We start from the raw sequence: 12,591 nt of genomic DNA on the forward strand, positions 1-12,591 counted from the left end.
AGCAGCACGGACCGGGAGAGCGGCCGACGGGACGAGGTCCCCGTCGGCCGGTCTTCCCGTGCGCGCCGTCCCGCCGGATGCCGTTCCGGTCCCACTCCCGGTCTCAGCGCTCGCCCCGGGCGCACCTGCCGTCCGTGTCGCTCGTAGACTGGGGGCACCCTGCGCCGGGCCGCGAGGCCCGCCGCTCCCCCAGCCCTCGTGACGAACGGACCCGACCCCGCGATGACCGCTGAGACCACTCCCACCTCCCCCCACGGCCACGCCGCGGAGTCCGACACCGTCGAGAACGCCTCCGCGACGCCGGACCAGGTGCAGCCCTATGCGGAGCTCGGGCTGAAGGACGACGAGTACGCGAGCATCCGCGAGATCCTGGGCCGCCGCCCCACCAACGCCGAGCTCGCCATGTACTCGGTCATGTGGTCCGAGCACTGCTCCTACAAGTCCTCGAAGAAGCACCTGCGCACCTTCGGGAAGCACACCACCGACGCGATGCGCGAGAAGCTGCTGGTGGGCATGGGCGAGGACGCCGGCGTCGTCGACATCGGTGACGGCTGGGCGGTGACCTTCAAGGTCGAGTCCCACAACCACCCCTCCTACGTCGAGCCGTACCAGGGCGCCGCGACCGGAGTGGGCGGCATCGTGCGCGACATCATCTCGATGGGCGCCCGGCCCGTCGCGGTCATGGACCAGCTGCGCTTCGGCGCGATCGACCACCCCGACACCGCCCGGGTGGTCCACGGCGTGGTCGCCGGCGTGGGCGGCTACGGCAACTCCCTCGGCCTGCCGAACATCGGCGGCGAGACCGTCTTCGACGCCTCTTACCAGACCAACCCGCTGGTCAACGCGCTCGCGGTGGGCATGATGCGCCACGAGGACATCCGCTCCGGCGCCGCGACCGGCGCAGGCAACAAGGTGGTCCTCTTCGGCGCCCGCACCGGCGGGGACGGCATCGGCGGTGCTTCCATCCTCGCCTCGGAGACCTTCGAGGAGGACGGGCCGCTGAAGCGCCCGAGCGTCCAGGTGGGCGACCCCTTCATGGAGAAGGTCCTCATCGAGTGCTGCCTCGAGCTGTACGCGGCCGGCACCGTCGCGGCCATCCAGGACCTCGGCGCCGCGGGCATCTCCTGCGCCACCTCCGAGCTCGCCGCCAACGGCGGCTCCGGCATGCACATCCACCTCGAGGAGGTGCTGCTGCGCGACCCGACCCTCACCGCCGGCGAGATCCTCATGAGCGAGTCGCAGGAGCGCATGATGGCGGTCGTCCCGCCGGAGAAGCTCGAGGAGTTCCAGGCGATCGCCGCGAAGTGGGACGTCGAGGCCGCCGTGATCGGCGAGGTCACCGGCGACGGCCGTCTCACCATCGACCACCACGGCGAGCGGATCGTGGACGTGGACCCGGCGACCGTCGCGATCGACTCCCCCGTCTACGACCGTCCCTACGCCCGTCCCGACTGGCAGGACGCCCTCCAGGCCGACCGCGCCGAGGCCCTCCCCCGCCCCGAGGGCGCCGAGGAGATCTCCTCGCAGATCCGCGCGCTGATCGCCTCCCCGAACCTCGCCTCCACGAGCTGGGTCACCGACCAGTACGACCGCTACGTCGGCGGGAACACGGCGCTGGCCATGCCCGACGACGCCGGCGTGCTGCGCATCGACGAGGAGACCGGACGCGGCATCGCGCTCGCGACCGACGCGAACGGCCGCTACACCAAGCTCGACCCCCGCACCGGCGCGCAGATCGCCCTGGCCGAGGCGTACCGCAACGTCGCGACCGCCGGGGCGACCCCGCTGGCGATCACGGACTGCCTGAACTTCGGCTCGCCCGAGGACCCCGGCCCCATGTGGCAGCTGGTCGAGGCGATCGGCGGGCTCGCCGAGGCGTGCGAGGCGCTCGAGGTGCCCGTCACCGGCGGCAACGTCTCGCTGTACAACTCCACCGGCGAGCCCGGCCTGATCGACTCCGCGATCCACCCGACGCCCGTCGTCGGCGTGCTCGGCGTGTTCGAGGACGTCGCGCGCCGCGTCCCCTCCGGCTGGCAGGGCGATGGCCGGCGCGTGCTGCTGCTGGGCACGACCCGCGAGGAGCTCTCGGGCTCGGCCTGGTCCGACGTCATCCACCAGCACCTCGGCGGCCTCCCGCCGCAGGTCGACCTCGAGGCCGAGCGCGCGCTCGCCCGCGTGCTCGTCGCCTCCTCCGAGCAGGGCCTCGCCGCCTCCGCGCACGACCTCTCCGAGGGCGGTCTCGTCCAGGCGCTCGTCGAGTCGACGACCCGCTTCGGCACGGGCGCCCGCGTCGACCTCGCCGGGCTCCTCGAGCGGGACGGCGTGGACCTCCCCACCGCCCTGTTCTCCGAGTCGCAGGCCCGCGCCCTGGTCGCGGTCCCGGCCGAGGCCGAGGAGCGCTTCCTCGCCCTCGCCGCCGAGCACGGCGTGCCGGTGCTCGCGCTCGGCGCGACCGGCGGCACCGACCTCGAGATCGAGGGCGTGGGCACCTTCGCGCTCGGCGAGCTGCGGGAGCTGCGCGAGGGCACGCTGCCGCGCCACTTCGCCTGAGGTCCGGACACGACAGGAGCGCCCCGGGACCCTCGATGGGCCCCGGGGCGCTCCTGTGCTCGCACGTCCGCTACGTCGGTCGGCGATGCCGCCGGCTTCGACGGCTCAGGCGGTGCCGTACAGCAGTTCGGCCTCGCGGCGCTTGCGCGTGATCGCGTCCTCGAAGGAGCCGGGGTGCTCGAGATCGGCGAGGGTCGGGACCTCTCCCGTGCCGTCCGAGACCCGCCAGCCGCTGCCGAGCTCCACGAGGGAGCCGTGCTTCACGTCGTAGTAGCCGCTGCGGGCGCTGAGCGCCATCCCCCGCGCCCCGTGCAGCGAGGCCACGAGGTGGTGATGGAAGCGCGTGGTGATCCACACCTGGTGCGCCGCCGGTGCGAGCCGGCCGCGCCATAAGCTCGTGAAGGGGACGAAGCCGTCCTCCGCCACGAGATCCTTCAGGCGCTCGTAGCCGGCGTAGTCCCCGCCGGGCAGCGCCTCGACATAGCGGGTGCGCTCGCGCGGGATGCCGAGCGAGGCGACGGTCTCGCGCACATGGGCGACGAGCCGCTCGAAGGAGCCCTCGTCCAGCGCGTCGGACTGCACGCAGAGCACGAGCTCCGGCTCCTGGTCGTCGACCCGCTCGGGTGCCTGCTCGACGAGATAGGCGTCGTCGACGCCTCTGGAGATGCCGAGCTTCTCGGCGCTGGCCGCGTCCCGCACTCCGACGTGGTCGAAACCCGTCAGCTGCTCCTCGCCGAAGGGGGCGAGCCCCTGCCCGGTCGCGAGCAGCGGGGCGCCGCTGATCTCCGCCGCCGCCCGCATCGCCCGCACCAGGTGCGCGTTCTCGGGCCAGACGGCGTTGACGAAGCCGCCGCCGAGCAGGTGCAGCGAGCGGGCCTCGCGCAGCGCGAGCAGCGGCGCGTCGTAGAGCGGGGTGCCGAGGTGGGCGATGATGTCCTCGACCGGGCGGCGCGAGCCCCGCAGAGAGTCCTCGACCGCCCGGAAGACGGCATCGGTCACGCGCAGGCGCGGGTGGAGGCCCCCGAACAGGGCGCTGGCCGTGCCCGGGAAGCGGCAGTCGAGCCACACCTCCTCGTCCGGCCGGTGGATGGCGAGGTGCTCGATCCAGCGCCGTGCGATCAGCTCGTCGCCGAAGTTCGGGTAGCCCGCCATCGAGACGAGGTAGAACGGCGCCTCGACAGGACCGGAGAAGCTCGGACGCAGCGTCGCGGACTCCGCCGGCGAGAAGGACGACCCCGAGGAGCGTCGACGGAAGAGCCGCACCTCAGGCCCTTCCGGTGTGCTTCAGCCACCGCATCATGAACGTGGCCATCTGATCGCGCTTGATGAAGGCGTTCGGGCGGAAGGTGCCGTCGTCCCAGCCGCGGGCGATGCCCGCCTTGGACAGCCAAGTGATCTCCTTGGCGAAGACGTGCGAGGCGGGGACGTCGGAGAAGCCGCTGTTGGTGCTCGTGTGGTTCACCCCGGCGGCGCGGTAGAGGAAGGCCGCGACGGCGTCGCGCTTGACCTCCTCGTACGGGCGGAAGGTGCGGTTCGACCCGGTGCCCCAGCCGCGGGAGATCCCCTCGTCGTACGCCCAGCAGATCTCCTTGTAGAAGGGCTTGGAGGGGCTGACGTCCGTGAACGGGGAGGTCTTCGGCGCGGTGTAGGCGGGGCTGCCCTTCGCACGGTAGATGAAGGCGATCATCGCATCGCGCAGGTTGTCCTCGTTCGGCCGGAACTCCGCGTTCGGCGGGGTTCCCCAGCCCTTCGTGATCCCGCGCGCCGCGAGGTCGGTGATCTCGAGGAAGAACACCCGCGACGGGGAGACGTCGCGGAAGTACGGGCTCACGAAGCGGACCTTCCCGCCCTCGTTCGCGGCCACGCCGTTCTGGAAGGCCTGGATGCGGCGGTCGCCGTCCTGGGAGTCGGCCTTCGCCGGGCGTCCCCACGAGGCGGCCCACTGCTTCGCGAAGGGGGTCGCGTGGCCGGAGGCGGTGCCGCCGCTCTCCTGCAGGATCAGCCCCTTGGTGAGCACGGTCGCGGTGTACTTGCCCGTCCGGTGCGCGGACTTGACCACGGAGCCGAGCTTCGAGGAGCCGCCGGCGCCCTGGAAGGCCCAGAGGTGCTCCTTCCAGCCGCCGTCGATCGCGCGCTGCGCCTCGGTACGCAGGCTCCCGAACTGGTTGTACAGCGCGTTGCCGGGGCAGTCGGTGTGGTTCACGTCCCGGTGCCCGAACATCTTCGGCAGCGCGATCGTCTTCCCCGCGGGGAAGCGAGTGCCGGATCCCGGGGTCCAGGAGGAGGTGGAGGCGACCTTGATCTGGAAGGTGCTCAGCAGCTTCCAGCCCACCAGGCGTGCGACGGCCGCGCGGGCGGCGGACGGCGCGGCGGTGCTCTGATAGTTGCCCATCACGGAGATGCCGAAGGAGCCGGTGTTGAAGCCGTAGGAGTGGGCGCCGGTGATGTTGCGGTGCAGGCCTCCGCTGCGGCCCTCGAAGATCTGCCCGTACTTGGACACCAGCACGTTGTAGCCGATATCGGCCCAGCCCAGGGTCTGCGTGTGGTAGGTCAGGATTCCTCGCACCAGCTCCGCGGACTGCGAGGAGGAGTAGCTGTTGGTGCCGGCGGTGTGGTGGATGACCACGGCCTTCAGCTGGTCGGAGCCGCTCGTGCCGCGCACGAGGCCCTCGTTCGCGCCCCAGCCGGCGCGGGAGATGTAGGAGGGCGCGCCCGGCCCGAGGACCGGGGTGGCGGGGTTCGCCATCGTCGTCGCGGCGGCGGTCGCGGCCATGTCCTGCTGGGCGGCGGTCGACATCGGCTGCGGGGCGCCTGCCCTCTGGGCGACGACCGCGTCCTCGGCGGTGGGCGAGGTGGTGATGACGTGGGCGGTGAGCTGCTCGGTGACGTCGGCCCCGTCGAGCTCGGCCCGCACCTGGAGCGCGCCGACCACACCCACCCAGGCGCACTCGGTGCCGGGGGCGTCCTCGCCCGTCTCCGGGTCCTCGGCGGTCTCGAGCGGCTCCCAGGGCGTCCACTGCCCGTCCTGGTCCTTGCCGCGGACCTGCACCTCGGGCGCATCGGACTCGCTCGGCCAGGTCACGCCCACCATCGTGCCGGGCTGCTCGGGCAGGTCGCGCACCTGGACGCCGTCGGCCTCGACCAGCGGGGCGTCGGCCAGCGGCACGTCGACCACGCGGGTCTCGCCGTCGGTGACGGTCGGGTCGGCCAGGGCAGGAGCCGCGCCGAGCGCGACGGCGCCGGCGGGCACCGCGGCGGCGGTCGCCGCCATCAGCGTGCGGCGGCTGAGGGAGAGGGGGCGGGCGTCGGACTCGGGGGGAAGGGTCCGGTGGGACATCACGAAGGCTCCGGAGGAGAGGGGGCGGGGAATCCCGGGGCGCGTCGCCGAGGCATGGAGCGGTCGACGGGTGCGCGGCGGGGCACCGTCCACCGTAGTCCACGTCCGCGAACGCATCGGGAAGGGCCGGTCACGATCGCACAAAGAACGAGTGTGCCTCGTCCCGTCCTCCTCGGCCCCGCGTGCGGCCGTTGAGGATCGGATCCGGCGGCCCCGCTCGGAGCATCCGGGCCCTGCCGGCCCCGGAGGTCCCGGACGGATGACGAGGGCGGGCCGTCGGGATCTCTCCCGTCGGCCCGCCCTCGGCGGTGTGCGCCCCGCGGCGCGGCGGCTCTGCGCGCCGCGAGGATCAGGCGGCCCGGATCAGGCCTCCTTGGTCTCCTCGGACTCCTCGGTGGACTCCGCGGCGGGGGCCTCGGTCTCGGCGACCGGGGTCTCCTCGGCCTTGGACGCGTTCTTCGCGGCGCCCTCGGCCTCCTTCACCACGGACTGCTTCGCGGAGTACTCCTCCGTGACCAGCTCGATGACAGCCATCGGGGCGTTATCGCCCTTGCGGGGGCCGACCTTGGTGATGCGGGTGTAGCCGCCGGGGCGCTCGGAGAAGGTCGGTGCGATCTCCTCGAAGAGCTGGTAGACGACGCCCTTGTCACGGACGGTCTGCATCACGCGGCGACGCGAGGCGAGATCGCCCTTCTTCGCCTGGGTGATCAGACGCTCCGCGTGGGGACGGAGGCGCTTGGCCTTGGTCTCGGTGGTGGTGATCCGGCCGTGGCGGAACAGCTCGGTGGCGAGGCCCGCGATGATCATCCGCTCGTGCGCGGGGGATCCGCCGAGGCGCGCGCCCTTGGTGGGTGCAGGCATGGTCGTTCTCCTTGGTGGAAGTGAAGGTCAGTACTGGTCGCCGAAGTCGTCGGAGTAGGAGTCCAGGGCCGCGGGGTCGAACCCGGCCGGGGAGTCCTTCAGCGACAGCCCGAGCTCGGCGAGCTTCGCCTTGACCTCGTCGATGGACTTCTGTCCGAAGTTGCGGATGTCGAGCAGGTCCGCCTCGGAGCGGGCGGTCAGCTCGCCGACGGTGTGGACGCCCTCGCGCATCAGGCAGTTGTACGAGCGGACCGTGAGGTTCAGGTCGTTGATCGGCAGGGCCAGATCAGCGGCCAGCGCCTGGTCGGTGGGCGAGGGGCCGATCTCGATGCCCTCCGCCTCCTGGTTCAGCTCGTGGGCCAGGCCGAACAGCTCGACCAGGGTCTTGCCCGCCGAGGCCACCGCGTCGCGGGGGCTGATGGCCGGCTTGGTCTCGACGTCGACGATGAGCTTGTCGAAGTCGGTGCGCTGCTCGACACGGGTCGCCTCGACCTTGTAGGTCACCTTCAGCACGGGCGAGTAGATCGAGTCGACCGGGACCCGGCCGATCTCGCCGTCGACGCCCTTGTTCTGCGCGGCGGAGACGTAGCCGCGGCCGCGCTCGACGATCAGCTCGACCTCCAGGCGGCCCTTCTCGTTGAGGGTCGCGATGTGCAGGTCGGGGTTGTGGATCTCCACGCCGGCCGGCGGGGTGATGTCGGCGGCGGTGACGCGGCCGGCCTCCTCGCGGCGCAGGTACATCACGACCGGCTCGTCGTTCTCCGAGGAGACGACGAGGGTCTTGATGTTGAGGATGACCTCGGTGATGTCCTCCTTGACGCCGGGGACGGTGCTGAACTCGTGCAGCACGCCGTCGATGCGGATCGAGGTGACCGCGGCGCCGGGGATGGAGGACAGCAGGGTGCGGCGCAGGGAGTTGCCGAGGGTGTAGCCGAAGCCCGGCTCGAGCGGCTCGATCACGAACCGGGAGCGGTTGTCCGACACGACCTCTTCGGTCAGCGTGGGGCGCTGTGCAATGAGCACTATGGATCCTTTCGGCGAGCGTCCGCCATATGACGCTCAGAAGGGGGCGGTGGGCCTGGAAGACGGGGATGACCCGCGAGGGGTCCGGGGACGCCGGGCGCGGGAGACCCCGCCCGACACGGTCGACCGTGACGAGCGGGGCGTCCCGTCGTCACGGTCGACGGGATCAGACGCGGCGGCGCTTGGCCGGACGGGTGCCGTTGTGCGGCTGCGGGGTGACGTCCTGGATCGAGCCCACCTCGAGGCCGGTCGCGGTGAGCGAGCGGATGGCGGTCTCGCGGCCCGAGCCCGGGCCCTTCACGAAGACGTCGACCTTCTTCAGGCCGTGCTCCTGCGCCTGGCGCGCGGCGGCCTCGGCGGCCATCTGCGCGGCGTACGGGGTCGACTTGCGCGAGCCCTTGAAGCCCACCTGGCCGGCGGAGGCCCAGGAGATGACGGCGCCGGTCGGGTCCGTGATGGACACGATGGTGTTGTTGAACGTGCTCTTGATGTGGGCCTGGCCGTTGACGATGTTCTTCTTGTCCTTGCGGCGCGGCTTGCGCGCAGCGGCCTGACGGGTCTTGGTTGCCATGCGGCAGAACTCCTCTGGTGGTGTGGGGGTGCGCCGGTTCCCTCAGCGGCGCGAAGTGACTGCGGGCTCCGGGGACGGAGCCGGGCGGCCGATCAGCGGATGCCGCGGATCAGCGAGCCTTCTTCTTGCCGGCGACCGTGCGCTTCGGACCCTTGCGGGTGCGCGCGTTGGTCTTGGTGCGCTGACCGTGGACGGGCAGGCCGCGGCGGTGACGCAGCCCCTGGTAGCTGCCGATCTCGACCTTGCGGCGGATGTCGGCGGCCACCTCGCGGCGGAGGTCGCCCTCGACCATGTAGTTCGCCTCGATGTGATCGCGGAGCTGGACGAGCTCCTCGTCGCTCACCTCACGGACGCGCTTGTCCCCGGAGACGCCGGTCGCGGCGAGGGTCTCCTGGGCGCGCGCGCGTCCCATGCCGAAGATGTACGTCAGGGCGACCTCGAGGCGCTTCTCGCGCGGAAGGTCCACTCCCACCAGACGTGCCATGTGCAGATTCTCCTACTGTCTCGGAGGCCTGAGCCGACACCTCGCCGGGACTGTCTCCCCGACGCCGCAGCCTCCGTCCTGCGGGTGACCGGCCGATGCCGGTGATGTCGTCTCTTCACTTGTGTGGTGCCCGCGATGCGGGCGGGGTGCCCCGTGCTGCGGGGCGTGCCGCCTGACGGCGGCTGTCACGGCAGGAGCCGGGACGGGCGGATCGCTCCGCTCAGCCCTGGCGCTGCTTGTGACGGGGGTTCGAGCAGATGACCATGACGCGCGAGTGGCGACGGATCACCTTGCAGTTGTCGCAGATCGGCTTGACGCTCGGCTTGACCTTCATAGCTTTCCTTCTCCCGGGACGATCACTTGTAGCGGTAGACGATGCGGCCCCGGTCGAGGTCATAGGGGCTCAGCTCGACGACCACACGGTCCTCGGGAAGGATGCGGATGTAGTGCTGGCGCATCTTTCCGGAGATGTGCGCGAGCACCATGTGCCCGTTGTCGAGCTCGACGCGGAAGCGCGCGTTCGCGAGCGCCTCCGTGACCGTGCCCTCGACCTCGATCACTCCGTCCTTCTTCGCCATGCCTCCCCAATCTCCCGCCTCCGGCGAAGCCGGGGCCGAGTTCCGCGTACTTGGTTCCTGGTTTCCCAGGCCCTGCACACCGACCGTCGGGTGACGGTACGGTGATCGACGAGGGTGGCGCCGAGGCAGCGCGTCGGCCTCGCCCTGCGGCCGCGAGGGCCTGCCGGACGGACGGCACGACGGGACTGCACGAGCACACGTTCGCACGCGCGATCGGAGCACACCCGATGGACCAGCCTACACGCGAGGTCCGGATTCGGCGAGGGCCGACGCGATGATGCCCATCACGTCGGCCCCGCTCCCTCTCCGCGCCCGTTGACGGGCTGACCCCTCGCCGGGCGCACGGGGCCTGCCGGCTCAGGCCGCGAGCGGGTCGGGCGCGGCGACGACCCCGCGCCGGGCGAGCTCGGCCGCTCCCCCGTCGCCGGCGGTCAGCACCAGCAGCCCCTGTTCGGTCACGGCGACCGAGTGCTCGGCATGGGCGGCACGGCCGCCGCAGGTGGCGCGGACGGTCCACTCGTCGTCCTCGAGCTCCCAGTTCCCCTGGCCCTGGATCAGCATCGGCTCGATCGCGACGCACAGACCCGGGCGCACCTTCGGTCCGCGGGAGCGGACCCGGTAGTTCATGACATCGGGCGCCTGGTGCATCGCGGTGCCGATGCCGTGGCCGCCGAAGCCCTCGAGGTGGGAGAGGGACTCCCCTGCCGCCTGCTCGACGTAGTCCTCGATCGCGGCGCCGACGTCGCCGACGCGATCGGCGGTGGCGAGCGCCGCGATCCCGGCCCAGAGCGCCTCCTCGGTGATCCGCACCAGGTCCTCGTCGCCGACCGAGCGGGGCCGGCCCACGATGTGGGTGCGGGCCGCGTCCGAGTGCCAGCCGTCGATGATCAGGCCCCCGTCGATGGAGACGACGTCCCCCTCCTCGAGGGGGCGGGCGTCGGGGATGCCGTGGACCACCACGTCGTTGACGCTGATGCAGAGCGTGGCCGGATAGCCCTGGTACCCCAGGAAGTTCGGTGCCGCCCCCGCGTCGCGGATCATCGTGTGGGCGAGGGAGTCGAGCTCGTCCGTGGTGATCCCGGGGCGGATCTCGGACTCGAGCATGTCGTGGACGCGGTGCAGCAGCTGGCCGCTGCGCCGCATCGCCGCGATCTGCTCAGGCGTCTTCCACTCCACCCGCTCGGGCAGGAGGCTCATCGGGCGCCGAGGGCCTCGCGCAGCGCGGCGGTGACGTCGTCGATCGGGGCCATGCCGTCCACGCGGCGCACCAGGCCGCGCTGCTCGTACACGTCGATCAGCGGGGCGGTCTGCTCGGCGTAGACCTCGAGGCGGCGACGGATCGTCTCCTCGGTGTCGTCGCTGCGGCCCTGCTCGGCGCCGCGCGCCACCAGGCGCTGGACGACCTCCTCCTGCTCGACCACGAGCAGCAGCACGAGGTCCAGCGGGGTGCCGAGCTCCGCGAGCATGCCGTCGAGCGCCTCGACCTGGTCGAGGGTGCGGGGGTAGCCGTCCAGCAGGAAGCCGTCCTGGGCGTCGGCCTCGGCCAGGCGGGAGCGGACCATGTCGTTGGTGACGGAGTCCGGGACGTACTCGCCCTTGTCCATGTAGGACTTCGCGAGGACGCCGAGCTCGGTCTGCCCCGAGACGTTCGCGCGGAAGATGTCGCCGGTGGAGATCGCGGGGATCGAGAGCTCCTCCGCGACGCGCACGGCCTGGGTGCCCTTGCCCGCTCCGGGCGGGCCGACGATCAGCAGGCGGCGAGCGGGGGCGGTCGAGCCGTTCGAGGCGGTGGGGGTGGTCACCGGAGAATCCCTTCGTAGTGGTGCTGCTGGAGCTTCGCGTCGATCTGCTTGACGGTGTCCAGTCCCACGCCGATCACGATCAGGAGGGAGACGCCGCCCAGCGGGAAGTCCTGCGAGGTGCCGAGGTAGAAAAGCGCGACCAGCGGGATCAGGCAGATCACCGCGAGATAGATGGCGCCGCCGCTCTGGATGCGGTTGATGACGTAGCGCAGGTAGCGCTCGGTGGGCCTGCCCGCGCGCACGTTGGGGACGAAGCCGCCGTACTTCTTCATGTTGTCGGCGATCTCCTCCGCGTTGAAGGTGATCGAGACGTAGAAGAACGCGAAGAAGACGATCAGGGCCACGTAGACCACGGCGTAGATCCACGAGAAGGAGGCACCGAGGACGAGGTGCGTGTTGATCCACTGCACCCATTCGGCCGACGGGTCCCCGAAGGAGGCGGCCATCTGCGGCAGCGCGAGGATCGAGGAGGCGAAGATGACGGGGATGACGCCGGCCTGGTTGACCTTGATCGGGATGTAGGTGGAGGTGCCGCCGTACATGCGCCGCCCCACCATGCGCTTGGCGTACTGCACGGGGATGCGGCGCTGGGACTGCTCGACGAACACCATGCCGACCATGATCAGCAGGCCCACGAACATCACGAGGGAGAAGGTGATCCAGCCCTTGAGCTGCCAGACCTGGCCGAAGGCTGCGGGGAAGCTCGCGGCGATCGAGGAGAAGATCATCAGCGACATGCCGTTGCCGACGCCGCGCTCGGTGATCATCTCGCCCATGAACATGATCAGGACCGTGCCGACGGTCATGGTCATCACCATGAGCAGCAGGGTCGGGATCGACTGGTCGGGCACGAGCTCGAGGGTGCAGCCGACGAAGAAGTTGCCCGAGCGCACCAGCGTGATGATCGTGGTCGCCTGGAGGACGCCCAGACCGATCGTGAGATAGCGGGTGTACTGGGTGAGCTTGGCGGTGCCGGAGGCGCCCTCCTTGTGGAGGGCCTCGAACCGCGGGATCACCACGCGCAGGAGCTGCACGATGATCGAGGCGGTGATGTACGGCATCACGCCGAGGGAGAAGATGGACAGCTGCAGCAGCGCGCCGCCGGAGAACATGTTGACCATGCCCAGCACGTTGGCGCCCTGACCCGAGGCGGCCTGGTCCGCGCACATCATGACGTTGGTGGCGTCGAATCCCGGGGTGGGGACGAAGACGCCGAGTCGGTAGACGGCGATCAGACCAAGCGTGAAGAGGATCTTCGCCCTCAGCTCGGGAGTGCGCAGCGCGCGCACGAACGAGTTCACCTGATTCCCTCCTGGAGGTCCTGGGACGGGGCCGAGGCGGTGGTCGGCCGTCCTGCGGCCGCGCGGTGGGCGCGGGCGTTCGGA

At 71.2% G+C, this 12,591-nt stretch carries 12 protein-coding genes; 1 reads left to right on the forward strand and 11 read right to left on the reverse strand.

From position 1 onward, the window contains the following. The first annotated feature begins 222 nt into the window (after nt 1–222). On the forward strand, nt 223–2,550 hold the full coding sequence (purL, locus tag HMPREF3159_RS15455; RefSeq protein WP_070502102.1) for a phosphoribosylformylglycinamidine synthase subunit PurL: 2,328 nt from the start codon (nt 223–225) through the stop codon (nt 2,548–2,550). Between the two features lie 105 nt (nt 2,551–2,655). On the opposite strand, the gene HMPREF3159_RS15460 is transcribed toward purL, so the two are convergent. The 11 genes from HMPREF3159_RS15460 to secY all read right to left on the reverse strand — a co-directional run bounded on the left by HMPREF3159_RS15460 (nt 2,656) and on the right by secY (nt 12,507). Beyond that, complete coding sequence (locus HMPREF3159_RS15460) at nt 2,656–3,813, reverse strand: polysaccharide pyruvyl transferase family protein (RefSeq protein WP_070502104.1); 1,158 nt, start codon at nt 3,811–3,813, stop codon at nt 2,656–2,658. 1 nt (nt 3,814) lies between these two features. Continuing rightward, the gene (locus HMPREF3159_RS15465; RefSeq protein WP_070502106.1) at nt 3,815–5,887 is read right to left on the reverse strand and encodes an S-layer homology domain-containing protein; all 2,073 of its coding nucleotides are present in this window, start codon (nt 5,885–5,887) and stop codon (nt 3,815–3,817) included. 363 nt (nt 5,888–6,250) lie between these two features. Beyond that, entirely contained in the window at nt 6,251–6,748 is a 498-nt protein-coding gene (gene rplQ, locus HMPREF3159_RS15470) for a 50S ribosomal protein L17 (RefSeq protein ID WP_062947609.1), read from the reverse strand. Between the two features lie 27 nt (nt 6,749–6,775). Continuing rightward, nucleotides 6,776–7,771: a DNA-directed RNA polymerase subunit alpha gene (locus HMPREF3159_RS15475; RefSeq protein WP_070502108.1), complete on the reverse strand. Its 996-nt coding sequence runs from the start codon at nt 7,769–7,771 to the stop codon at nt 6,776–6,778. Nucleotides 7,772–7,937: 166 nt separating this feature from the next. After that, entirely contained in the window at nt 7,938–8,342 is a 405-nt protein-coding gene (gene rpsK / locus HMPREF3159_RS15480; RefSeq protein WP_010550306.1) for a 30S ribosomal protein S11, read from the reverse strand. A gap of 109 nt (nt 8,343–8,451) precedes the next feature. Then, nucleotides 8,452–8,826 carry a 30S ribosomal protein S13 gene (rpsM, locus tag HMPREF3159_RS15485; RefSeq protein WP_070502110.1) on the reverse strand — a complete coding sequence of 125 codons (375 nt, stop codon included), beginning with the start codon at nt 8,824–8,826 and terminating at the stop codon, nt 8,452–8,454. A 220-nt stretch (nt 8,827–9,046) separates the two neighbouring features. Further along, nucleotides 9,047–9,160 carry a 50S ribosomal protein L36 gene (gene rpmJ, locus HMPREF3159_RS15490; RefSeq protein WP_010532506.1) on the reverse strand — a complete coding sequence of 38 codons (114 nt, stop codon included), beginning with the start codon at nt 9,158–9,160 and terminating at the stop codon, nt 9,047–9,049. Between the two features lie 22 nt (nt 9,161–9,182). Next, entirely contained in the window at nt 9,183–9,404 is a 222-nt protein-coding gene (gene infA, locus HMPREF3159_RS15495; RefSeq protein ID WP_010550308.1) for a translation initiation factor IF-1, read from the reverse strand. Nucleotides 9,405–9,761: 357 nt separating this feature from the next. Further along, nucleotides 9,762–10,601: a type I methionyl aminopeptidase gene (map, locus tag HMPREF3159_RS15500; RefSeq protein ID WP_070502113.1), complete on the reverse strand. Its 840-nt coding sequence runs from the start codon at nt 10,599–10,601 to the stop codon at nt 9,762–9,764. Then, nucleotides 10,598–11,206 (reverse strand): adenylate kinase, encoded by a 609-nt coding sequence (locus HMPREF3159_RS15505; protein ID WP_083305989.1) that lies wholly within the window; start codon nt 11,204–11,206, stop codon nt 10,598–10,600. Before HMPREF3159_RS15505 ends, map begins: the two co-directional genes overlap by 4 nt. Continuing rightward, entirely contained in the window at nt 11,203–12,507 is a 1,305-nt protein-coding gene (gene secY / locus HMPREF3159_RS15510) for a preprotein translocase subunit SecY (protein WP_070502115.1), read from the reverse strand. The genes HMPREF3159_RS15505 and secY overlap by 4 nt, the downstream gene beginning before the upstream one ends. Nucleotides 12,508–12,591 lie beyond the last annotated feature (84 nt).

Source organism: Brachybacterium sp. HMSC06H03, from assembly GCF_001807385.1.
In the GTDB taxonomy this organism is placed as follows: domain Bacteria; phylum Actinomycetota; class Actinomycetes; order Actinomycetales; family Dermabacteraceae; genus Brachybacterium; species Brachybacterium conglomeratum.

Excerpts from the sequence above, each read along its gene's own strand:
- rplQ (WP_062947609.1), bottom strand. The coding sequence starts at position 6,748 with ATGCCTGCACCCACCAAGGGCGCGCGCCTCGGCGGATCCCCCGCGCAC.
- rpmJ (WP_010532506.1), bottom strand. The coding sequence starts at position 9,160 with ATGAAGGTCAAGCCGAGCGTCAAGCCGATCTGCGACAACTGCAAGGTG.
- rpsM (WP_070502110.1), bottom strand. The coding sequence starts at position 8,826 with ATGGCACGTCTGGTGGGAGTGGACCTTCCGCGCGAGAAGCGCCTCGAG.
- purL (WP_070502102.1), top strand. The coding sequence starts at position 223 with ATGACCGCTGAGACCACTCCCACCTCCCCCCACGGCCACGCCGCGGAG.
- HMPREF3159_RS15465 (WP_070502106.1), bottom strand. The coding sequence starts at position 5,887 with ATGTCCCACCGGACCCTTCCCCCCGAGTCCGACGCCCGCCCCCTCTCC.
- map (WP_070502113.1), bottom strand. The coding sequence starts at position 10,601 with ATGAGCCTCCTGCCCGAGCGGGTGGAGTGGAAGACGCCTGAGCAGATC.
- infA (WP_010550308.1), bottom strand. The coding sequence starts at position 9,404 with ATGGCGAAGAAGGACGGAGTGATCGAGGTCGAGGGCACGGTCACGGAG.
- rpsK (WP_010550306.1), bottom strand. The coding sequence starts at position 8,342 with ATGGCAACCAAGACCCGTCAGGCCGCTGCGCGCAAGCCGCGCCGCAAG.